Genomic DNA, 21,373 nt, shown 5'->3' with positions numbered 1-21,373 from the left:
AGGAGACCAAAGTATGGTTGTGCTGAGTGATGAGCAGCGTGACTTCTGGCGGGCCATGCTCGCTGGAGGCGGGCGCACTGCCCTCCCGCGGTGGACCCCGGATCCCCATCCCGGACTGGACGAGCACCACGAGAACATCCCCCATGATCTGATGGGGACCCTGAGTCGCCTGGCGGACGGCCTTGGGACGACCCCGGACGTTCTGCTGCTGGCCGCCCACGCCAAAGTGGTCGCCGTGTTGGCAGGGGAGCGGGAGGTCATCATCGGGTATGCAGCGGTTCCCGGGCGCCAGCCGGTGCCGTGCCGGTTGACGACCGAACCGACGTCCTGGCGGGCGCTCCTGACAGAAGCGGGCCGCCGGGAGCGGGAGTGCCGCCAGCACCTTGAGGCCGGCGGGTACGGGGATCGCCTCGACGGCCTTTGCCAGGAACTGAATCTGAGCCGCCCGCTCTTTGAGACCGCGCTCGACCCGCGGGACGCCCTGCGGGAGCTGGCCGAGGACACGGTTCTGCAGGTGGCCATATCCCAAGGCATCACCGGTTCCCGGTTGCGGCTGCGGTATCGGACCGATGCTCTTGACGCTGCCGCCGCGGCGCGCATTGCCGGCTACCACGTGGCTGCTTTGAAAGCGATCGCGGCGGACCCCGACGAAGAGCATGCTCGCGTGTGTCTGCTCGCCCCTGAGGAACTGCGTCTGCAATTGGAGGAGTTGGCGGGCCCCAAGCGTGAGCTCCCGGATCTGCGGGTGCACGAGATCTTCGAGCAGCGGACCGAGTCCGGTCCGGAAGCTGTCGCTGCCATTCACGGCGAAAGCCGTCTGACCTACCGCGAGCTGAACGCCCGGGCGAACCGGCTGGGCAGGGCGCTGCAGGCTCGGGGACTCGACCAAGAGGCGGTGGTCACCGTCGTGATGGAACGCAATTTGGATTGGATGGTGACCGTTCTGGCGATCTGGAAAGCCGGGCTGGCGTACCTGCCGCTTGAGCCGCACTTCCCACCCGAGCGCATGGCCACGGCCATATCGCGGGCGGAGTCACCACTGGTCATTACAGAGCGCGCCAGTACCGCCACGCTCGACCAAGCGCTTGCCGCCCTGCCCGAGGTGGAGGAGCTCTTCATCGAGGACCTCGCCGCCGAGGACCACGCCGAGGGGAACCTCGGCGTGGTCGTAGCCCCGGACCAGCTCGCGTACATCCTGTTCACATCCGGGTCCACCGGGCAGCCGAAGGGCGTGATGTGCGAGCACGCCGGGATGCTGAACCACATGTATGCCAAAATCGAGGACCTCGGAGTGCGCGAAGGCGAAGTCATCCCCCAAACCGGTCCACAATGCTTCGACATCTCGGTGTGGCAGCTGGTGGCGGCCCTGCTCGTCGGCGGGCGGACCCTGTTCGTGGACCAGGACGCGATCCTTGACGCCGAGCGGTTCGTTGACACGGTCGTGGACGGGCGGGCGGGCGTGATCCAGGTTGTTCCGTCATACCTTGAGGTCATCGTGTCTTACCTGGAGCAAAACCCGCGGAAGCTGCCGGACCTGCACTGCGTGTGCCCCACCGGGGACTTCCTGAAGAAGGAGCTCGTCCAGCGCTGGTTCGCGCTCTACCCTGATGTTCCGGTCGTGAACACGTATGGGCTCACCGAGACGTCGGACGACGCGGTCCACGAGATCATGGACCGGGCCCCGGCAGGGCCACGGGTGCCCCTCGGAAGACCGATCAACAATGTACACGTTGACGTGGTCGACGAGTTCGGCAGCCCGGTACCGCTCGGCGCGCCTGGGCTGATTGTGTTCTCCGGCGTGTGCGTGGGCCGCGGGTACGTCAACGATGCAGAGCGGACCGCCGCGATGTTCGGCCCCGATCCGAACCGTGCCGGTGAGCGCATCTGCCGTACCGGTGATTATGGCCGGTGGATGCCGGACGGAAAGCTCGATTTCCTGGGACGGCGCGACAACCAGGTGAAGATCAGGGGATTCCGGATCGAAATCGGAGAGATCGAGAATGCCCTGCTTCGCGTGCCCGAAGTGCGCGACGGCGCCGTCGTCGTCGGTGAGGGCGCCGATCAGGCCAAGTTCCTCGTGGCCTTCTACTCGGGCAGGCGGCCACTCGAGATCGCCGAGTTGCGCAAGCAGATCGCCTCGCAGGTACCGGAGTACATGGTCCCGTCCTCGTACCGGTGGCAGGAGAGCCTGCCTCTGACCGGCAACGGGAAGATCGACCGGAAGTCCCTGGCCAGTACGGCGCAGGACATCGTTCCCGAGGCCGGCAACGTCACTGACGCCCTGTCCGCCACCGAAGCCCTCTCAGCCGCCGAGCAGCGGCTCGCCGGGGCCTGGGCGAGCGTGCTCGGACTGCCAGCGGCCAGGATCGGCGGACAGGACTCCTTCTTTGCGCTGGGTGGGACCTCGCTGTCCGCAGTGAAACTCGCCGTCCTGCTCAAGCGCGCAGTGTCGATCAAAGACATCATGCAGACGCCCGTCCTGTCGGACCTGGCAGCCCTGCTCGAGGCCGCTTCCCCGGCAGACACTGCCGTTCCGCCCGCACCCCGTCCGGTACCAGCCGCCGCCGGGCCCGACTCCATGGCCCCGGTGGGGAAGACCTGTCGGCCGCCCCCACCCGCTACCCGTGAAACGAAAGGACCTCTGATGCCGTCGCCTTCACCCAGACTCCAGTTCGACCTGGAACGCCAAGCCGGCCAGCCACCAATGCTCACCGTCGCGGACGGCCACAACCCCGTCCAGTGGGCCGAACAGCACCAGGAATCCCTGCGCACGGCGGTAGCGGAGCACGGCGCCGTGCTGGTACGCGGTCTCGCCCTCCGGGATCCAGCCGAAGTCGCCGATGTCTTTCACCGGCTGGCCCCGGACGGGCTCATGCCGGACCGGGAGGCCTTCGCCGCACGGCAACCCTACCTCGACGACGTCTACTCGTCCCTGAAATGGCCCGCTAACCAGCCCATGTGCATGCACCACGAGCTCAGCTACGCGCTCGAGTTCCCCGGCCTGATGCTCTTCGCCTGCCTCCACGCACCCAGCGCCGGTGGCGTAACCGGCGTGGCCGACTCCCGCGCCGTGCTGGACGCCCTGCCCCCGAACATCGTCGAGCGGTTCGAAAGCGAGGGATGGCTGCTCGCCCGCAGCTTCAACGAGGACATCGGTGCCTCCTACGAGGAAGCGTTCGGGGTGGCCGACCGCGCCGGCATCGAGGAGTACTGCCACACCCACGCCATTGAGTTCCAGTGGCAACCCGACGGAGAGCTCCGCACCCGGCAACGGCGCCCCGCCCTAATCCGACACCCCCTGACCGGCCAACGCTGCTGGTTCAACCAGATCGCCTTCCTGAGCGAATGGACGATCGCTCCCGAAGTGCGGGAGTACCTCGTGGACGTCTACGGCCCGGACGGGCTGCCGTTCAACACCCGCTTCGGCAACGGCGAACCGATCGGCGAGGACATCATCGCCCTCCTGAACCATACCTACGAGACCCACACCCTCCGCACCCCCTGGGAGACAGGGGATCTCATGCTGGTCGACAACATCCGCATGGCCCACAGCCGGGAAGCCTATGAGGGGCCGCGGGAGGTGCTGGTCGGCATGGCCGAACCGCGCAACGTATTCGATCTCGACACCCACGCCCAGGACGGTGCACGATGACAGAATTTGCCACTTCCCCAGTCACAGCGACCGCAGAGCCGAAGACGGTCCCGCCGTTCGCGGTCATTCCCGGGGCACAGGTACAGGAAGTACTCAGCGGCCGCGAGAAGCAGCTCGTCGAGCTGGTCGAGCAGACCTACCGCACGCACGCGGCCGGCGACTCGGTAAACCCCCCGTCCTACTTCCTGCGCTTCCCGGACCGGCCCACCGCTCGCATCATCGCCCTGCCCGCCTCGATTGGAGGTGACATAGGAGTCGACGGCATCAAATGGGTCTCCAGCTTCCCGGACAACGTGACGTCAGGGATACCCCGCGCCTCCGCAGTGTTGATCCTCAACGACCCGGCCACAGGCTACCCCTTCGCCTGCATGGAGAGCTCCATCATCAGCGCCTCCAGGACGGCTGCATCGGCCGCCGCAGCCGCCGACTGGCTCAGCCGCGGCCGCAGACGCCCACGGAGCATCGGGTTCTTCGGGGTCGGCCTCATTGCCCGCTACATCCACACCTTCCTGGACGCAACCGGCTGGACCTTCGACGACATCGGAGTGTTCGACCTCTCAGGTGAAAGTGCAGAGGGATTCAAGGGCTACCTTGAACGCAGCGGCACGCCAGCCCGGGTAACAGTGCACAACGGCCCCGAACAGCTGATACGAAACAGCGACCTCGTCGTATTCGCCACCATAGCGGGCCAGCCACACGTGCACGAAGTGGCGTGGTTCGATCACAACCCGCTGGTACTTCACGTGTCCCTGCGCGACCTCGCCCCGGAAATCCTGCTGGCCTCAACCAACATCCTCGACGACGTCGACCACTGCCTGAAAGCCGAAACGTCGGCCCACCTCGTGGAGCAGATGGCCGGCAACAGGGACTTCGTGGACGGCACCCTGGCCGACGTCATGGAAGGCAAGGTCTCACCCGCCGACGACCGCCCCATCGTGTTCTCCCCGTTCGGCCTGGGCGTGCTCGACCTGGCAGTAGGCAAATACATCTACGACGAACTTGCCCGCAGCGGCCAGCTCGGCGTAATCGACGACTTCTTCTCGGAGCTGCGTCGGTATGGCTAACCCTGCGGCGCAAACCGCATTCATCAATTCGCACTCAATGAGGAGTGACACAATGCTCTCGTTACTGCAGATGCTGGGGGATGTGTCCAAAGCGCACGTCCAGTCGCCTGATGGCTGGGCACGGTCGGTCACCGACGTCGTGCGGGACGCCGCGATCTACCACCAAGCCGGAAACGGGTTCTACCGTGCCCAATGTGACGCGTTGGGAGTCGATCCCGCCGCGATCAATGACATCAGGGACCTGCAAGACCTCCCTCTGTTGCCGGTCGCCATGTTCAAGCGTCCCGACGCCCGGGTGCTGCTCACCTGCTCCCTGGCCGACGTCGAGACCGAAACCCGCTCCAGCGGAACCCGCGGTGTCCAGTCCGTCGCCCCCCGCAACAGCGAGACATTGACCCGGGCGCTGGTCGGCCTGACCGGGACCTACCGGGAGTTCTTCAGCCTGTCCGGAGGCGCGGGACTTTTCTTGAACCCGTCGGACCCCGAAGCCTCCGAGATGGGACTGCTCAAGGACTTGAACCTCCTGAACAGCGTCTTCGACCACCACACATATCTCGTCGCCGACGAGGCGTTTGACGCCGGTGAGGCCCTGGAGCACCTGCGCCGGTGGAAGGGCCACATGACACGCCACATCGTCAGTCCGCCATTCCTCATCGGCCGGCTCCTCCGGTTCCTCGAGCGGGAAGAGATCAACGTGCGCATGGACCCGTACAGCATGATCATCACTCTCGGCGGCTGGAAACGGCACACGGCCGAGGCCATCCCTGATGAAGGCTTTCGGCAGCGGTGCCACGACTTGCTCGGCGTGCGCGAGGAGAACGTGCGCGACATGTACGGGATGATCGAGTCGAACATGCTCGCTGTCGAATGCCACCTGCATCGCAAGCACGTTCCGCCGTGGTGCTACATCTCCATCCGGGACCCTGGCCAGGGCGGCAAGGAGCTCGCCCCGGGGGAGACCGGCACCATCGCCATACTGGACGCCCTCAGCACAAGCTACCCCGGTTTCCTCCTCACCGACGATATGGGCGACGTCGAAACCGGCACCTGCGGGTGCGGCAGAACCGGCCAGGTCATCAACTTCCGCCGCCGGGGACAGGGCGGCGCGCTTGGCCATTGCCCCGTCAGCATCGAGCGCTACCTCGGTTCGGGCACCACCGCCGAGGCTGAGGCAGCGGCACTGCTGGGCCGTGTCACGGTGATGGAAACGACAGACCCATGGAATTGGCAACTTCCATCGCCGGAACCCGCCCGTTCCTGAGTACCGCCACCGCCAAGCATAAGGAACCGGTACCGACCGTGGTCAGCCAGATGCATGAGATAACGACGGGCAGCAGCATGCCACCCGCAGTGCAGACGGATCCCGCTGCGAATGTACAGGCGGGCGTCACCATCTATTTTCTGGGCGGCGAGCAGAACCAGCTCTACGTTGAGGTCAACGGGCAGTGGGTGGAATACGTCAAGTCCGCCCCGCCAGCGAAACCTGAACTCCGAAACCACACCCAGCCAGGCCCTGATCCCTGCCCGGGCCCTGTCCACTGGGCCGGTTACACCTGCCACAGCCCGTACGAAATTGCCCGGGAACGGAAGCGGCGGGTCTACCATGACCCGGCCGCCAGGCCGGACCTGTTCCCTGTTTTTGACGGGCAGCCGCCCACCCTGCCCCTGCCGGTCCTGGAGCTGACCGGCGACCCGGACCCTGCACCGTAACTCGACCCCGACTCCGGGGAGCGGTTCTCCTCAGAGCGGGCCAGTATGGTTCTGAGACCCCTGAGGTACTCCCCCGCAAGCCATTTACGACTTCCGCTGTTTGCTTATACGCTGCCCGTTGGCACGCAGGTCCCAGTTTGGCAGAATAGCCCGATAAGACCGCCAAGGCCCAGGCCGGCTGACACCGCCGAGCCCGTCAGCGCCGCATCCTGACACCGCCGCCTCCCGAAGCTCAGAGGTCACGAAAGGAGTCAGCCCGTGGAGACTGCGGGGGAGTCGCACATTATGCAGCGCGGGCATTGTGCAGACACTCTTTCCCGAATTAGCACCAAGGCCGTCTGCTGGCCTCGGCGCGGTGAGGTTCGGGTCATGCCCTCTTCGACTGTCTCGCCCATGAGATATTCGAAGGAGGCCGCGACGCTATGACGTTCATTGAGCCCATCCCTCGGGTTGCACCGGACAGGAGCGCCCCGCCAAGGTCGCGCGTCGATTCCAGTTCTGCCTGGGAACGCCGTCACAGCAGGGGGAGTGACGGCCGGCGGTGGCGAGGGATTTTCCACGTCCGGCGGGACCGTTCACGGGGTCCGTCGTGGCTCAGAACGCTCACAAAAGAGGGTGTGCATATTGTGCACACCTTGGGCTTTGGATTTGGTTGTGTGATGTCTCGGGACATGGGTGACGGTTCTGTATCAGGACATCGGTGACATTTGGTGTGTCAGGACATTGGTGACGGTTGTGGGTTGTTTCACGGTGCGTCCTGGGGGCTTGCCGTTTCCGACTGTTTTGGTCCCGGCCTGTGTGCGGGGGTAGGACGTGATGTGGGTGCCCTGGTCATCGAAGAACTGGATTGTCTCGGGGTCCCAGAGCGCGTGGATGCATTGCCGGGGGTAGGGTCTGCCGATCATGTAGACCACGCTGTTGATCGTGACTCTGCCGTTGGGGTAGGCGATGCGGGTGGCCTGGCCGCTGCCTTGGGTGCCGTCCTGGGTGAGGGCCGGGACGGGTCTCGGGTGGGGTGGTTCGGCGGCCGGTGTGGCGTCCCATGCTTGTTGCGGGGTGATCCGTCCGGGCAGGCCCTGGTGCGGGCGTTCGGTGTTGTAGAGCTGATCGAACGCGTCGACCTGTTCCTGAAGTTGGTCAAGGCTCCCGGCGAGGGGTTGTTTGTCCAGGAAACGGAACAGGTCTGGTGGAAGCGTTCGTTCTTGCCCTGCGTGGTTGGTTTGTACGGTTTCCCGGTGATCGCCTCGATCCCCAGCGAGGTAACGTACGTGAGGAGCTGGCCTTGGCGGCCTCGCCGTGAAGGGTTCAACGCGGCCCCGTTGTCCGTGAGCAGTTTCTGGGGCACCCCGTGAGCGGTGATGCCCTTCTTCACTACCGCGATCGCGGCTTCGGATGTTTCTCCGGCGGCTACGTGGGAGGCGACCGCGAAGCGGGAGTGGTCATCGATGAGCTGGAAGATCACGCATTTACGGCCGCCGGTGAGGACGTACTCGGTCGCGTCCAGCTGCCACAGACAGTTCGGGCCGGGTAAAGGAATCTGCGGTACGCGGCGCGGGGTTTCTTGCGCGGCTCCAGCCTCGCGACACCGCTCTGACGGAAGATTCTGGCCAGCGATGCAACTGAGGGCACTGGTTCCAGGCCCATGGATTTCATTTTTTCGAACACGCTGATCGGTCCGTGGTCCAGGCCCGAGCGCTCCAACGCCGCCCGCACCTGCAGTGCCTGCTCCTTGGCCTCGTCACTGATCCTGGACGGGCTCGTGCGCGGCCGGCGGGACCGCGGTTCCAACGCTGCAGCCGGTCCCTCTGCCCGGGACCGGCCCAGCAACACATAAAACGTCTTACGGGAGATGCCATGCTCGGTACAGAAGGAGGTCACAGCACCACGGGGCGGATCATTCGGCCACTGCGAGATCGCTAAACGGACACGAGGATCAACAGGCTCAACTCCACTCATCCACCAATCAGATCGGCAGAAGTGTCACCACCAAGAACCTCGGAACTGTCACCATTGACCCGACAAAGAACTGCCACCTATGTCCTGCGACATAACAGCTTCGGATTCGGTTGTACCGGCTTCGGACTGGTTGGGATCGGGGAGGTTTTTGGGGGAGTGGCGGGTTTGCAAGGGTTGGCGCCCGGTTCGAGTCCCACCTCGGGCACGTGTTTTCCCTGTTCAGGGGCTTGTTAGCCTCTGAGTGTGCACATTTTGTTCACTTCTGGGCCCTTCGGGGGCCCTTTTTTATTGGTGGCCGGTAGTGTGGCCGGTTGCCTCCTTGCCTTCCTGGATCGACGGGTTGTTGTTCGTTACCAGTTCATGGGCGTTCATGCGGCGGGCAACATGACCTGTGAAAATGTTGACGTAGGTTTTGTTGTTGCTTCCTTGGTGTTCACTCGCTTCCTCCTGTTCGGACTTTTTGGTCGGCTGTTCACTTCTTCATGGTGGGTCTGGGGGAGGGCGGCATGACTTGCGCCCAACCGCTGGTAATCGGTGTCGGCGGACGCCCGCAGGCTGTCCGCACTGGCGGCGGCCGGCCGCCGTGGTTTTGTGGGCAGCATGATTCTCACTATCGTCCCTTCCCTGGTTCCAGGAATTTTTCCGTTTATAGTTGTTCATGGTTGCCGTCGGGCCCGGCTGCATGACTTTGTGGATTTTTCCGAGGTCTCCTGAACTGAGGGATCCCCTGACTGGCTGGTCTTTCATACCTGTTCATTGCCAGCCTGTTCAGTGACTGCATGACCCGGACGGCGAGGTGCCGAGACGAACTGGCCCTGAGCTGTGACGGCAGTAGGCTCGAAGCCATGAGGTCCGAACCTGTGCTGCTGTTCACCGTGGGCCACGGTGCCTCCAGCGAGGAGGATTTTCGGAACTTGCTGCGGGCGGCGGAAGTTGTTTCTGTTGTCGATGTGCGGATTGGGCCGGGCAGTCGGAAGCATCCGCACTTCGGCAAAGATCGGTTGGAGGAGTGGCTGCCGGCGGCCGGGATCGCCTACCGGTGGGAGCAGCGGCTGGGCGGCTTCCGGAAGCTGCCGCCGGTCTCGCCAGACACTGCCTTGCGTAATGATTCCTTCCGGGCCTACGCGGCGTACATGCGCACGCCGGGCTTTGGCGCCGCGCTGGCCGAGGTGCTGGCGGAAGCAGCAGAACGGCGCATGGCCATCATGTGCAGTGAAACGGTCTGGTGGCGCTGCCATCGGCGGCTGATTTCAGACCATGCCTTGCTGCTCGACGGAGCGAAACCGGTGCACCTGATGCCGGCTGGCCGAATGACCCCGCATCAGCCGACCGGTGGCGTGCGGGTCGCGGAGGGCCAGCTCATGTATGACGTTGTTACCGACTGACCGCCGATCCCCCTAGTGAGTAGCAGACAGGCGCCGGCAACAGTGCCCTGACATGTTGAGATCGAAGAGGTTCTCAAGCCGCCGTCAGAAAAGAGCCGCCAGGGGACCGAACCCTGACAGCTCTGCAGGTTCAAGCTTGTCAGGTTGGGGTGTAGTTCACCCTGTCACACGGCCTGGCCTTCGTCTGATGCAAAAATGTAGGCGACGGGGCACCATCACGATCGCAGTGTCTTCCACCCGATTCTGTGTAGACAAGGGACATGCTCGCCCGGTTCTGCTAGCCGCCACTCGCTTTTTATGGGGCAGAAGTATGAAATGAATTTCTTCTTCAGGGTGCGGGGCTGGATTAGAAGGGAAGTGGAAGTTTTGCTGTTCTGCCGCCGTCGAGAACGACGATCTCGCCGGTCAGGAAACTCGAGGTATCGCCTGCCAGGTCACCGACGTCCGTTGGGCGTCCTATGCGGCCTACGGGGTGCAGGGCGTTCAGGCCAGCCCCTTGCGGCAGCTGGATCAGCTTGGGCGTTGAGGTACTTCTCGCTGAGCTCCGAGGCGATCCAGCCTGGTGCTATCGCATTGCATCTGATGTTGTCGGGGCCAAGGTCTACGGCGAGGGCTCTTGTCATTCCGTGGATGCCGGCTTTGGATGCAGAGTAGGCCGTGTGGCCTGGGTTGGCTGCCAGTCCTTCGATGGAGCCGATGTTGATGATGCTGCCTCCGCCGTTGCGCTTCATGTGGGGGAGGACCGCTTGTGCCAGGAAGAGCGGGGCCCGCAGGTTAAGAGCCATCATGGCGTCCCATTCTTCGGGTCGTATCTCGGTGACGCTGCGTTCGAACATGATCCCTGCGTTGTTGACGAGGACGTCAATCCTGCCGAAATGCGCGGCAGCTCATTCAGTGGCCGTGTTGATGGCCGCGACGTCGGTCAGGTCGGCTTGGATGCCCATAACAGCCGGGTGTTGCTCAAGTGCGGCGTCCAATGGTCGGCGCTGCAGGATCGCGACACGTGCGCCTTCTTCCAGGAAGCGCTGAACGATTCCGCCGCCGATTCCGTGGCCGCCTCCGCTGATGATGGCGACTTTGCCCTTCAATTGCATGATGTTCCTCCGGGGCCACCGGGAGTCGGCAGCAGAGCCTTGCCTAGGCGGTGACGCGGACGCGGTTGGTGAGCTTGCCGATCCGTTCGATTTCGACGCTGACTTCGTCGCCGTCTTTGAGTCCGACAGGCGGGTTGCGGAAAACGCCAACGCCGGCCGGGGTGCCCGTAAGTATCACGTCGCCTGGCTCCAGGGTCGCGGTTTGGGAGACGTAGCTGATGATGTCGGCGACGCTGAAGATCATCTGCGCGGTTGATGAATCCTGCATCAGGACCCCGTTCAGCCACAGCTTGATTCCCAGGTTCTGGGGGTCGGGCACCTGGTCGCGGGGCACCAGCGTGGGCCCGATCGGACAGAACGTGTCCAGGCTCTTGCCGCGCACCCACTGCCCGTCGTCGAACTGGAGGTCCCGGGCGGATACGTCGTTCGCGCAGAGGTATCCCGCCACGTAGTCCAGGGCCTCCTCACTGGTGACCCTGCGTGCCCGGCGGCCGATCACGACGGCAAGTTCGGCTTCGTAGTCAGTTCGGACGCCGTTGGGAACCTGGATCTCGCCGCCGTGGCCGATGAGCGTGTTCGGCCATTTGGCGAAGAGCAGCGGCTTAGTCGGTGCCTCAAGGCCTGCCTCGGTGGCATGGTCGCGGTAGTTCAGTCCAACGCAGATCACCTTCGATGGTGTGCCGATGGGCAGGTCCGGCCCGCTGAGGGCCGTGGCAGGTGATTCGGTGTTGTGGGTCAGGGTCATTTCACGTTCCTTTCGATAAGCCGGGGTGGGGGATGGTGGGGGCGCCGAGGACGGTCCCAGTCTCCTCTGCGAGGATGAGCCGTTAGTTTGGGGCTGATGCCCTTGCCGACTTTCACCGGCGCATCCGTTGACTACGTGCAGTTCGGTGTTGCTGCAGTCGTCATCCTCTGGTCCTTCACCTGTCCTCATGGTCTCCTGATGTGCACCAGGGGCATATCGGCGGCGTAGACCATCGTCCGTCCAAGGCCGTGGTCTTGGATGACCCAGAAAACGCTGCGATCGATGGCCATCATCTCGATTCGCCCGGTGATGACCCTGCCGTCCTTGTGGCGTGCGGTGACGGCATCGCCCCGGGACAGTTTGGACCAGTCCGGCACTGGTGGGGAGAGCGGATGAGGACGATGGTGAGGACGCGATTGGGCATTTGTGTAGGTGGTCATGAGGTGTCTGGGTTTTCGTGGGAATGACTGGAGGCTTCTGGGGTGCTGCGCTTGGTTTTCCGCCCCCGGACGGATGTCTGTTGCGGGAGCCTGTCCGGGGCCGGAAGTTTATGCTGCTGGAGGTTCAGTGGCCTGCGCGGTGTTGCCGGGCCCGTTCTTTACTTGGCGTGTTCGGGCTTGCCGTCGATCAGGCGGTTGATGTGCCAAGGGTTGGCGTCCTGGAGGGCTGCGGGGCGGAGCTGGTCGGGGAAGTTCTGGTAGGCGACCGGGCGCAGGAAGCGGTCGATCGCGAGGGATCCCACTGAGGTGGTTTTGGCGTCCGAGGTGGCGGGGTAGGGGCCGCCGTGGACCACGGCGTGGCCGACTTCGACGCCGGTGGGCCAGCCGTTGACGATGATCCGGCCTACCTTGCGCTCAAGCGTCGGGATGAGCGGTCTGGCGGCGGAATAGTCGGCCTCGGTGATGTGCAGGGATGCGGTCAGCTGTCCCTCCAGTCTTCCGGTGGCTTCAATCAGGTCCTCGATGCCCTTGTAGCGGACCACCAGGGACGCGGCGCCGAAGACCTCTTCGTGCAGGACCGGGTTGTTGATGAAGACGTCCAGCGCGGCGGTGAAGACCGCCGGTGCGGGTGCGTTTTCGCCCGGCCCCTCGGTGCCGCGGCCGATGAGTTCGACGTCGGGGGCTGCTTCGAGCGCGTCGTGGCCGTGCTGCCAGGCGGTGGCGATCCCGCCGCTGAGCATGGTCTGGCCGGACAGTTCACTGATGGCCTCGGTGACGGCGGCGGTGAAGCGGTTGCCTGCGTCGCCTTCCGGAACGAAGACGAGTCCGGGGGAGGTGCAGAGCTGTCCGGAGCTGCCGGTGACAGAGGCAACGTACTGCCGGGCAAGGTTGGCCACGTCGCCTTCGAGGGCGCCGGGGAAGACATACACCGGGTTGATGGAGGACATTTCGGCGTAGACCGGAATCGGCTCAGGGCGAGCGGCGGCGGTGCGCATCAGGGCGGTTCCGCCGGCGCGGGAGCCGGTGAAGCCGACGGCCTTGATGGCCGGATCTGCGACGAGGGCCTGGCCGATGCTGGCGCCGGAGCCGTAGATCAGGGAGAAGACGCCCGGGTGCAGGCCGAGGTCAGTGACGGCCTTGGTGATGGCCTGGCCCACGAGTTCGGCGGTGCCCGGGTGGGCGTTGTGTGCCTTGACGATCACGGGGCAGCCGGCGGCGAAGGCCGAGGCCGTGTCTCCGCCGGCAACTGAGAACGCGAGCGGGAAATTGCTGGCGCCGAAGACGGCCACAGGTCCCAACGGGATCTGCCGCTGGCGGATGTCGGCGCGGGGCACGGGAGTGCGGTCGGGGATGGCGGGGTCGATGCGGACACCACGGAAGTCGCCGTGTCGGACGACGTCGGCGAAGAGCCGCAGCTGGCCGGTGGTGCGGGCGCGTTCGCCGCGCAGCCGGTCCAGGCCAAGACCGGTTTCGACGGCGGTCCGTTCGATCAGCTCGTCGCCGATGGCCTCGATGTTCTCGGCGATCGTCTCGAGGAACCGGGCATGCGGCTCCGGGCCGAGGGCGCTGAAGGAATCAAAAGCGTCGGCGGCGGCCGCAGTGGCCGTCTTGAGCTGCTTGTCGCTGATCAGGGTGTAGGCGGGTTGGAGCTTTTCATTGGTGGCCGGGTTGATCCCGTGGACGGTACCGCTGGTGCCGGGGGTGGTTTTCCCGGCGATGAGGGAATGTCCTGCAAGTGTCATGTGTGGCGCCTCCTAAGGCGGTTGAAACAGAAGGGGTCGGAATTCCAGGCGTTGGAGAACGTGTCCCGTGTCGGGTCAGGGTGTGTTTGTTGCAGGTTCGTGTGGAGGGCTTCTGCCAGGGGGACAGACATATGTGGGACTCCGGGGATGTCACGGTTAGTGGGAGAACCCGGAAGCGGTTTCGGTCAGGCTCTTGCCCTTTGTCTCGGGAGCGAGCCACTGCGAGAGAGCGGCGCCGACGAGTGCGATACCGGCGGCGATCAGCATGGACACGGCGGGTCCCAGGTTCGCCATGGACCATGGCAGCAGGAAGGTGCCCAGCCCGGCACCGACCCGGCTGACTGCTGCCGCGAAGCCTGTTCCGATGCCGCGGATTTCGGTCGGGAAAACTTCGCCGGGGTAGACCCCGGTCAGGGTGGTGTACATGGCGTTGAAGAAGGAGAACGCGAGGAAGAGGACCAGCACCATGAGGGGCGGTGCCCCGGCCCACAGGCCGATGGCCGCGAGGAGGACGGTACACAGCCACTGGGGTGGAACGGTGAGAACCCGCCGCCCGGCTTTGTCGATCAGCAGGAAGGTGACCACAACCCCGGCGAGGGCGACCGCGGAGAGACCCACCCCGCCGGCCAGCCCGCCGCTGAGGCCGTATTGCTGCAGGACGCTGTCGGCGAAGGTGGCGATGGCGAAGTATGGTGCGACGGCGCAGAACCAGAACATCGAGACGAAGAGCGTGGCCCGCCAGTAGCTGCGGGAGAAGAGCATGCCGAAGGTGCCTTTTTGCGTGTCCTCGTGTTCGACGTCGGTCATTTCCGTGGAGCTTTCCATGTACCTGTGGGCGATGCGCCGTGCATCGTGGATGCGTCCCTGGTTCCAGAGCCAGCGCGGGGATTCGGGCAGGCCGAACCGGGAGAGGAACAGGATCAGCGCCAGGAGCGTGCTTGTGCCCAGGATGATGTGCCAGCTGAGGTCGGTCGAGTGGACCAGCACGTAGCCGACCAGGAAGGCGATCATGAAGCCGGCGTACCAGGCGACGAGAGTCAGAGCCATCAGCCTTCCGCGGAGGCGGGCCGGGGCGAACTCGGACATCATGGGCCAGCCGACGGCGTACTCGGTGCCGATGGCAACGCCCATCAGCAGGCGCACCACAAAGAGAATCAGCGGTGAGTCGACGAAGAACTGCAGTCCCGAGGCGATCACGAACAGGCCCATGTCCATCATGAACAGCGGCTTGCGGCCGAACTTGTCACCGGCCCACCCCCCGAGCGGGGAGCCGAGGAGGATACCGAACAACGGGCCGGCTGCGATCAGGCCCTCCCAGAACGTTGACAGCTCCAGGTCGGTAGCGATGCTGCCGGTCACCGGACCAACGATTCCAAGGATGTAGCCGTCCAGGAACATGCCCCCGGTGAGGACGAAGATCAGCCGCGCCATAAAGCGCCTCTTGAAGGCCGGTGATGTATCGGCCAGGTTGTCGGTGATGTTTCCTGTGACTTCCACGTCACTCCTCAAGGTCGGGCCCGCTCATTGGATGCGACGATCGGGCTGTGCCGTCGTGCCTGGCGGGCGGGAGTCGCGGCCGGACGCGGGCCCCGCGTCCGGTGGTGAACCGCTGTCAAAAATGTGGGACAAGATGCAGCCCGTTGGGGCTGGTGTGCTGCGAGTCGCTGAAGCAGCTGGCGCGGCGAAGGTTGCCGTCGGTCCTGCTCCGGGCAGGGGATCAGAGTTTCGCCGGAGGCTAGTCGTTTTCCTCGAGGGACAGGCTCTCCCACGGCCTGCACACCCAATGGCCGGCGGACGGCCGAGAATCTGGTCCCGAAACGACTGATTCCCCGGGTGCCCGGCGGCCGGTGGCGTGCGGGTGGGCCAACGTGGTGGAGATAAAGCGGACGATCTGGAGCACGGTGTCCTCCTCGGAACCCTTTTTCGTAAGGGGGCATCATCGCCCCAGTTGCAGTCCGGGGACAGCCAGTGCCCCGTCCGTTGAAGATTATGGATTGCGGTCGTGGTTCGGCCGCATCTTTATTGTGGCCCGCACCACGTTGAAATGCAAGTTTTTTGAACAAAACGTTCACTGGATGAACGAACGCTTCGAGGCTTCCTGCGTGCCCCCCGCGAATCCCTGGCGGGGCGAACCCCTCGACTGCCAGCGATAACCCCGGCTCCCTGCGCGCCTGAATTGCGGGAATCTGATCAACGAGCCTGCCCCCTACGGCACGTCTGCACCTCGGCATAGCTGGGCCTCAGGCAAAGCTCGGCGGCCGTGGAGCGCGGTACAGCAGGCCCGGACAGCGAAACGGGCGGACCTTGCCCACGTCCTGTTACCCATGTCATAGTTATTTCATTCATCTGATGAACGCTACGTTCAAAATGCCAGGCGTGGCAGTTGAACGTTGTAGTCAGAGCAGATTGTGGTCGTAGGAGAGGGGAAGTCCCGTTGACGATTGTCTTTCGTTCCGGGCCGGTCCGGACGGATCGGGCGGATGGGGCTGCTGACCCGGCAGAACGCAATCACGCCGGGACCCGGGGGCTGGGCCCTGGCATCCGTAGGGCCTCTTCCCCTTGGGAGGAGATCTACCTGGAGCAGGCTCACTCCTTCCGTTCCAGGGTGCCCGAAACGGTCTGGCGGCAGCGGTTAGGGGGACCGGTATGAGCACCATCGCCGATTTCACAAGGATGCAGGCTCCGGCTCCGTCACCGGGGCGGAAGGTTGTCGCCGTGGTTGTCGAGTGGCGGGACAAAATCGCTCTGTTGAAGCGGAGCCGGGATCTGGCACATGACAGGGGCCGCTGGCACTGCGTCACCGGATACCTGGAGCCGGATGCTTCGCCGGAGGAACAGGCGTTCCGGGAACTGTTCGAGGAGACAGGGCTGGCAACGGGCGATCTCCTTGAGCTCCGCGAGGGACCGGTCCTGATGCTCAGCGACGGGTCAGGAACACCATGGCTGGTTCACACCTTTACTGCTGTCACGTCCCGTCGGCGGTTGTCGCTGGACTGGGAACACGAGTCCTACCGCTGGACTCTTCCGGGCAAGACGGCCCGTTTCACCAACAGGGTTTCCTGGCTCGACTCGGTACTGGAGGCGACCGGACACCTCGTCCGCTGAAGGCTTAGAACAACAAGGCAGTGCCGGTAATCCGTGTTTTCCGGCACTGCCCTTGCTTTGTTTATTGGACCCGGTCAGGGGATTAAGCGCGTCCGAAGAACCGCCCGGACAGGCGGTGATTGTTATGCCTGCGGAGGGTTCATCCGCTGCTGCATGCGTTCGGCGGCCGCAATCAGGAGGTCTGGCAGCTCCGCCTGTTTTTCTTCGTTGTCCATGCGGTGGCGGGGGCCAACGATGGCCACAGCACCCACGAGGGCCCCGACAGAGTCCCTCACGGGGGCAGCGAAGGCAATGATGCCATCTTCGAGTTCCTCGATGGTGCTGGCCCAGCCGCGTTCGCGGACGGCTTTCAGTTCCCGGACCAGGTCCTCGTAATTGGTGATCGTTGCTGCGGTGAGGGCCTCGAGCCGGTCACCCACAGCCATATGCAGCTGGTCCTCAGTGAGTTCGGCCAGCAGCAGCTTGCCGGTGGCAGAGGCGTGATGCGGCCAGTGCATGCCGTACATCTCGGACATCGTGATGCCCAGGAGGCGGGGCGATGCCTGAAGCACCACGTCCAGCTCGTACAGGCCGCGCCTGAGGCTGAACGTGACGGTCTCGTTCGTCTCGTTCGCAAATTCCTGAAGGATGTCCTTGATCCGCGGCACCAGCCCCGAAGCAGGGTCGACTGACTGGGCGATGCGGCCCAGGTCCCACCCCAGGGAGTACAGCGTGTCCTGGCGGTCCACGATGCCTTCTTCCTCCAGCGTCATCAGGAGGCGGAAGGTTGTGGCGCGTGCCAGGTCGATTTTCTTGGCGACATCGGTGACCGTCATGGGGGCTCCCGATGCCGCCAGCGCGCGCAGTACCCGGATGGCCCGGGTCACTGAGCGGTTGGACGCGTAACCTGGCTGGGGTGGTTCCTGGCTGGTGCTCATCGTCGGTGGGGGCCTTTCAAGTAGTGGTCTACTCAACCCTAACCGGCGGCGGTGTAGTCGAAGCTGACTTCCCCCCAGCCTTCGAAACGGCCGGTGATGCGGGTACCGGGGACCATCCTGGCCGCGGCAAGGCAGCTGCCCGGGAGGATCAGCTGGCCGGCCCGCAGTGTGATGTCGTATTCGGCGATGCGGTGGCACAGCCATACCAGGGCCGAGAGCGGGCTGCCGTAGATCGCGTTGGTGTTCCCCTCGGCGACGGCTTCACCATCGAAAGTGATTACCCCAGGGGTGTCGGAGAGGTTCACTTCGCTGAGCTTCCGTGGCTGGCCGCCGAGGATGACGCCGGCGCCGGAGCCGCTGTCGGCCAGCGTGTCGAAGATGCCGATATTCCAGTCCCGTACCCGGGAGTCGATGATTTCCAGGGCGGGGACCACGAAGTCGGTCGCGGCGATGATGTCCGCCACGGTCACGTGCGGGCCTCCGACGTCGTGCTTGAGGACGAAGGCCGGTTCCAGTTCGACGAAGGGCTTGATGAACTCGTCCTCGGAACGGGGCAGGTTCTCGGGGTAGAACTGGCTTGCGAGCAAATACCCGTAGTCGGGTTCATCGACGCCGAACTTGGCCTGCATTGCCTTGGCAATATTCCCGAGCTTGAAACCGGCTACCTTGTCGCCAGCGGCCACCTGGCGGCGGATCACTTCCTGCTGGACGCGGAACGCATCGGCGACGGTGGGTGCGTCCTCGTCCCGGATCAGGATGTCGACGGGAGTCCGTGTGGCCTTGGCATCCAGGATGCGCTGGGCCGTGTCGGCGATGTTAATCGGCAATTTTCTCTGTCTTTCGGCGCTGGGAGCGCGGGTCACCGAGGTGCCAGATGCTCATGGAGGACAACATTTCGCGGGGGTCCCAGACGACCGCTTCGGCGGTGATGAGGCCGTCGCGGTGGCTGATGAAGGAGGCACCCTGGACGGTCACGGTACGGCCCGTCGGGGGGACGCCCATGAACTCACCGGTGTGCTTGCCGACGGTTTCCCAGTGGATGGCCACGAGGTTGTCGTTTTCGATGGCCCGAAGGACCTTGACCTGGAAGTCGCTGAAGGCCCGGTGGGAGTCCTCGATCTGCTGGACCACCTCGGGGAGACCTTCCGATCCGGACTTTGACTGCCGTTCGTAGTCGGGGGCGACGAGGCGTTCGAAGGCAGCGGTGTCCCCCTCACCCCAGGCCTTGGTCCAGGCCTGTGTCACGCGCTCAAGCATGCTGGTCATTTCATAAAGCCTTTCCGGTAGGGGCCGAAGTTCCGGCAGGAGCAGGAGCCGGCCACTGGTTGAACTCGCCGAATTTGCCGCCGCGGAACAGGAGGGCTTCCCCTTCGCCGGGGACGAGTTCCTCGATGGAACCGACGATCATGTAGTGGTCGCCTGCGACGACCTCGGAGAGCACTTCGCAGTCGACCCAGGCGGTGGCTCCCAGGATGCGGGGGGTGCCGATGGGGCTGGTTTCGTATTCGACGCCGTTGAACTTTTCATCGCCCTTGCGGGAGAGCGCTCGGCATACCGGCAGCTGTTCCGTGGAGAGGATGTTCGCGGTGAAGCGGCCCAGGGATCTCAGGGTCGGCCAGGTGCTTGAGGACTTGTCGACGCAGAACGTGACCAGGGGCGGTTCGAGGGAGAGGGACTGGAACGTGCCGACGACGAACCCGCGGGGAGTGCCGTCCTCGGTCAGGCCTGTGATCGCGGTGACGCCCGTGGGCAGGGCGCCGAACACCTGGCGCTGCATGGCCGGGTCGATCGAGGGGGTCTCGGCGGTGACGATGATGGACATTTTTGGGCCTGCCTATTGTGCCTGGGTGGTGAGGGAATGGTGGTAAGCGGCGCCGGGGTGGTCTGAAGCGAGCCGCTTCTGTCCGGCGCCGAAAAGCGTTTCGCGCAGCGTGTCGCCGTCGTAGGCGGTGCGCATGAGGCCCCGGGTCTGGAGTTCGGGGACGACGTGGCGGGCGAAGTCCTCGATGTCGCCGAACTTGACCGCGTGAGAGATGTTGAAGCCGTCCGCTCCGGTCTCCTCGATCCAGGAGGCCAGTTCATCCGCCACGGTCTGGGGGCCGCCGACGATTACCGGCGAGGTGCCGCCGATGCCGTTGTATTCGGCGATGTCGCGGGGGGTCCAGCGCTTGTCCGGGTCGATCTTGGTGAAGAAGTTGACCATGGTCTGGCCGGCGTTGGTCTGGACGTTTTCGAACGGCTCGTCCGGGTCGAACTGGGCCATGTCCAGGCCGGTCCAGCCGCTGTACCGTGCCATGGCGCCGTCGTAGTCAACGTATTGCAGGTATTCCTGGTACTTGGCCTGCGCCTCCTCGTCGGTGGCCGCGCTGATGATGGTGATCATCTGTAGGACAGCGATGTGCGAGGGTTGGCGGCCGACCTCGACGGCCTTGGCGCGCAGGGCGTCGATCTGTTTCTTCAGGCCGGCCTTCGTGGCGGAGTTCATGAAGACGGCCTCGGCGGTTTTGGCTGCCAGTTCCACGCCGCGCGGTGAACCGCCGGCCTGGAAGATCACCGGGGTGCGCTGGGGGGACGGTTCGCAGAGGAAGATCCCCGGTACGGTGAAGTGCTTACCGGCATGGCCGATTTCGTGGACCCGGCTGGGGTCCACGTAGGTACGTGTCTCCTTGTCGCGGACGACGGCGTCGTCGTCCCACGAGCCTTCCCAAAGCTTGAGCGCGACGTCGATGAACTCCTCGGCGATTTCGTAGCGGTCATCGTGCGCCGTCTGGGTGCCGGTTCCCAGGTTGCGGGCTGCGCTGTCGGAGTAGGAGGTCACGACGTTCCAGCCGATGCGGCCGCCGGTGAGGTGGTCGAGGGTGGCGAACTTCCGGGCCAGCGCGTAAGGGTGGTCATAGGCCGTGGACGAAGTCACGCCAAAGCCCAGGTGTTTCGTCCCCGCGGCCATCGCAGGAATCAGGTAGGCCGGGTCGTTGGCCGGGATCTGTGCAGCGTCGCGCAGGGCGCCGTCCACACTGCCGTTGTACTTGTCGTGGTAGCCGTTGTTGTCGGCGAAAAAGATGCCGTCGAAACCAGCGTTCTCCAGCAGCCGCGCGTACTCAACCCAGCGGTGCACGTTGGTGTACTCGGCGCTGCCGTCCTTCTCATGCCGCCACAGGCCGGCGGAAAGGTGCGCTGGCCCGTTGAAGTCAAAGGCAAACATCTTCATCTGCTTTGTCATAGTTATTCCTTGCGACGTGTTCACTCAGTGAACGTACCATTTATCTACTGAACATCAACGGTAGAGTGGTGCACGCCACATCGTCAAGCGCACCGATCATTCCCGCCAGAAAACGGGAAGCGCAGCGCGTCAACCTCCCCGGCAGCAGTAAGCACACGCTGGACTGTCCTGACAGCCCAAGCAGCATCGGATGCATCTGGCCTAAGGGCAGGCAGCCCCAGAGGGCGCCTTGTTTGAACTTGCCGTTCACATCTTGACGTAGTGATAAACATCACCCTATGCTCATGATCACCAACTAACCGAAGTGTTCACTGTATGAACACCGAACTAGAGTGTGAGCAGT

Annotated in this window: 16 protein-coding genes and 2 pseudogenes; 7 read left to right on the top strand and 11 right to left on the bottom strand. The window is 64.3% G+C overall.

All coding sequences use genetic code 11. The features are described 5' to 3' along the window. Window positions 1-13: 13 nt before the first annotated feature. From ABIE00_RS12620 to ABIE00_RS12605, 4 genes are read left to right on the top strand one after another with little or no spacing between them, the layout of a single operon-like run. Window positions 14-3,652: a non-ribosomal peptide synthetase gene (locus tag ABIE00_RS12620; RefSeq protein WP_354260691.1), complete on the top strand. Its 3,639-nt coding sequence runs from the start codon at window positions 14-16 to the stop codon at window positions 3,650-3,652. Further along, window positions 3,649-4,716 carry a 2,3-diaminopropionate biosynthesis protein SbnB gene (sbnB, locus tag ABIE00_RS12615; RefSeq protein ID WP_354260689.1) on the top strand — a complete coding sequence of 356 codons (1,068 nt, stop codon included), beginning with the start codon at window positions 3,649-3,651 and terminating at the stop codon, window positions 4,714-4,716. Before ABIE00_RS12620 ends, sbnB begins: the two co-directional genes overlap by 4 nt. A 52-nt stretch (window positions 4,717-4,768) precedes the next feature. Continuing rightward, window positions 4,769-5,977, top strand: a complete 1,209-nt coding sequence (locus ABIE00_RS12610; RefSeq protein WP_354260687.1) for a LuxE/PaaK family acyltransferase — start codon at window positions 4,769-4,771, stop codon at window positions 5,975-5,977. Continuing rightward, window positions 5,935-6,426, top strand: a complete 492-nt coding sequence (locus ABIE00_RS12605) for a hypothetical protein (protein ID WP_354260685.1) — start codon at window positions 5,935-5,937, stop codon at window positions 6,424-6,426. Before ABIE00_RS12610 ends, ABIE00_RS12605 begins: the two co-directional genes overlap by 43 nt. Window positions 6,427-7,115: 689 nt before the next feature. On the opposite strand, the pseudogene ABIE00_RS12600 reads toward ABIE00_RS12605, so the two are convergent. Continuing rightward, window positions 7,116-8,382 (bottom strand): annotated as a pseudogene (locus tag ABIE00_RS12600) (integrase core domain-containing protein). A 243-nt stretch (window positions 8,383-8,625) separates the two neighbouring features. On the opposite strand from ABIE00_RS12600, the gene ABIE00_RS12595 reads away from it, so the two are divergent. Together ABIE00_RS12595 and ABIE00_RS12590 are read left to right on the top strand one after the other, a co-directional pair. Further along, window positions 8,626-8,892 carry a hypothetical protein gene (locus tag ABIE00_RS12595; RefSeq protein ID WP_354260683.1) on the top strand — a complete coding sequence of 89 codons (267 nt, stop codon included), beginning with the start codon at window positions 8,626-8,628 and terminating at the stop codon, window positions 8,890-8,892. Window positions 8,893-9,227: 335 nt separating this feature from the next. Next, window positions 9,228-9,767, top strand: coding sequence for a DUF488 domain-containing protein (locus tag ABIE00_RS12590; RefSeq protein ID WP_354260682.1), 540 nt, complete (start codon window positions 9,228-9,230; stop codon window positions 9,765-9,767). 434 nt (window positions 9,768-10,201) lie between these two features. Here ABIE00_RS12590 and ABIE00_RS12585 read toward each other — a convergent pair. The 5 genes and pseudogenes from ABIE00_RS12585 to ABIE00_RS12565 all read right to left on the bottom strand — a co-directional run bounded on the left by ABIE00_RS12585 (window position 10,202) and on the right by ABIE00_RS12565 (window position 15,285). Then, window positions 10,202-10,861, bottom strand: a pseudogene (locus ABIE00_RS12585) (SDR family NAD(P)-dependent oxidoreductase). A 43-nt stretch (window positions 10,862-10,904) separates the two neighbouring features. Further along, complete coding sequence (locus tag ABIE00_RS12580; RefSeq protein WP_354260680.1) at window positions 10,905-11,606, bottom strand: fumarylacetoacetate hydrolase family protein; 702 nt, start codon at window positions 11,604-11,606, stop codon at window positions 10,905-10,907. A 185-nt stretch (window positions 11,607-11,791) separates the two neighbouring features. Further along, window positions 11,792-12,046: a hypothetical protein gene (locus ABIE00_RS12575; RefSeq protein WP_354260678.1), complete on the bottom strand. Its 255-nt coding sequence runs from the start codon at window positions 12,044-12,046 to the stop codon at window positions 11,792-11,794. A 158-nt stretch (window positions 12,047-12,204) separates the two neighbouring features. Continuing rightward, window positions 12,205-13,788 carry an aldehyde dehydrogenase (NADP(+)) gene (locus ABIE00_RS12570; protein ID WP_354260676.1) on the bottom strand — a complete coding sequence of 528 codons (1,584 nt, stop codon included), beginning with the start codon at window positions 13,786-13,788 and terminating at the stop codon, window positions 12,205-12,207. 156 nt (window positions 13,789-13,944) lie between these two features. After that, window positions 13,945-15,285, bottom strand: coding sequence for an MFS transporter (locus ABIE00_RS12565; RefSeq protein ID WP_354260674.1), 1,341 nt, complete (start codon window positions 15,283-15,285; stop codon window positions 13,945-13,947). A gap of 1,149 nt (window positions 15,286-16,434) precedes the next feature. Between ABIE00_RS12565 and ABIE00_RS12560 the strand changes: the two genes are divergently transcribed. Continuing rightward, window positions 16,435-16,893 (top strand): NUDIX domain-containing protein, encoded by a 459-nt coding sequence (locus ABIE00_RS12560; protein WP_354260672.1) that lies wholly within the window; start codon window positions 16,435-16,437, stop codon window positions 16,891-16,893. 122 nt (window positions 16,894-17,015) lie between these two features. Here the strand turns inward: ABIE00_RS12560 and ABIE00_RS12555 are convergent, their stop codons facing one another. The 5 genes from ABIE00_RS12555 to ABIE00_RS12535 are packed head-to-tail and all read right to left on the bottom strand — an operon-like array spanning window position 17,016 to window position 21,030. After that, the gene (locus tag ABIE00_RS12555) at window positions 17,016-17,810 is read right to left on the bottom strand and encodes an IclR family transcriptional regulator (protein ID WP_354260670.1); all 795 of its coding nucleotides are present in this window, start codon (window positions 17,808-17,810) and stop codon (window positions 17,016-17,018) included. Between the two features lie 38 nt (window positions 17,811-17,848). Further along, window positions 17,849-18,637, bottom strand: coding sequence for a 2-keto-4-pentenoate hydratase (locus tag ABIE00_RS12550; protein WP_354260668.1), 789 nt, complete (start codon window positions 18,635-18,637; stop codon window positions 17,849-17,851). After that, the gene (locus ABIE00_RS12545; protein WP_354260666.1) at window positions 18,627-19,076 is read right to left on the bottom strand and encodes an ester cyclase; all 450 of its coding nucleotides are present in this window, start codon (window positions 19,074-19,076) and stop codon (window positions 18,627-18,629) included. Before ABIE00_RS12545 ends, ABIE00_RS12550 begins: the two co-directional genes overlap by 11 nt. Before the next feature lies 1 nt (window position 19,077). Next, complete coding sequence (locus tag ABIE00_RS12540) at window positions 19,078-19,632, bottom strand: flavin reductase family protein (protein WP_354260664.1); 555 nt, start codon at window positions 19,630-19,632, stop codon at window positions 19,078-19,080. Window positions 19,633-19,644: 12 nt separating this feature from the next. Continuing rightward, complete coding sequence (locus tag ABIE00_RS12535; RefSeq protein WP_354260662.1) at window positions 19,645-21,030, bottom strand: LLM class flavin-dependent oxidoreductase; 1,386 nt, start codon at window positions 21,028-21,030, stop codon at window positions 19,645-19,647. Window positions 21,031-21,373: the final 343 nt, after the last annotated feature.

The sequence above is a fragment of the Arthrobacter sp. OAP107 genome (assembly GCF_040546765.1).
In the GTDB taxonomy this organism is placed as follows: domain Bacteria; phylum Actinomycetota; class Actinomycetes; order Actinomycetales; family Micrococcaceae; genus Arthrobacter.
Note: the sequence above shows the minus strand (reverse complement) of the source record. Positions and strands in the feature narration are given on the sequence as shown.

Bases quoted from the DNA above. Each gene is read 5' to 3' on its own strand.
- ABIE00_RS12540 (WP_354260664.1), bottom strand. From the start codon at position 19,632: ATGTCCATCATCGTCACCGCCGAGACCCCCTCGATCGACCCGGCCATG.
- ABIE00_RS12610 (WP_354260687.1), top strand. From the start codon at position 4,769: ATGCTCTCGTTACTGCAGATGCTGGGGGATGTGTCCAAAGCGCACGTC.
- ABIE00_RS12575 (WP_354260678.1), bottom strand. From the start codon at position 12,046: ATGACCACCTACACAAATGCCCAATCGCGTCCTCACCATCGTCCTCAT.
- ABIE00_RS12555 (WP_354260670.1), bottom strand. From the start codon at position 17,810: ATGAGCACCAGCCAGGAACCACCCCAGCCAGGTTACGCGTCCAACCGC.
- ABIE00_RS12580 (WP_354260680.1), bottom strand. From the start codon at position 11,606: ATGACCCTGACCCACAACACCGAATCACCTGCCACGGCCCTCAGCGGG.
- sbnB (WP_354260689.1), top strand. From the start codon at position 3,649: ATGACAGAATTTGCCACTTCCCCAGTCACAGCGACCGCAGAGCCGAAG.
- ABIE00_RS12605 (WP_354260685.1), top strand. From the start codon at position 5,935: ATGGAATTGGCAACTTCCATCGCCGGAACCCGCCCGTTCCTGAGTACC.
- ABIE00_RS12545 (WP_354260666.1), bottom strand. From the start codon at position 19,076: ATGACCAGCATGCTTGAGCGCGTGACACAGGCCTGGACCAAGGCCTGG.
- ABIE00_RS12620 (WP_354260691.1), top strand. From the start codon at position 14: ATGGTTGTGCTGAGTGATGAGCAGCGTGACTTCTGGCGGGCCATGCTC.
- ABIE00_RS12590 (WP_354260682.1), top strand. From the start codon at position 9,228: ATGAGGTCCGAACCTGTGCTGCTGTTCACCGTGGGCCACGGTGCCTCC.
- ABIE00_RS12535 (WP_354260662.1), bottom strand. From the start codon at position 21,030: ATGACAAAGCAGATGAAGATGTTTGCCTTTGACTTCAACGGGCCAGCG.
- ABIE00_RS12560 (WP_354260672.1), top strand. From the start codon at position 16,435: ATGAGCACCATCGCCGATTTCACAAGGATGCAGGCTCCGGCTCCGTCA.
- ABIE00_RS12570 (WP_354260676.1), bottom strand. From the start codon at position 13,788: ATGACACTTGCAGGACATTCCCTCATCGCCGGGAAAACCACCCCCGGC.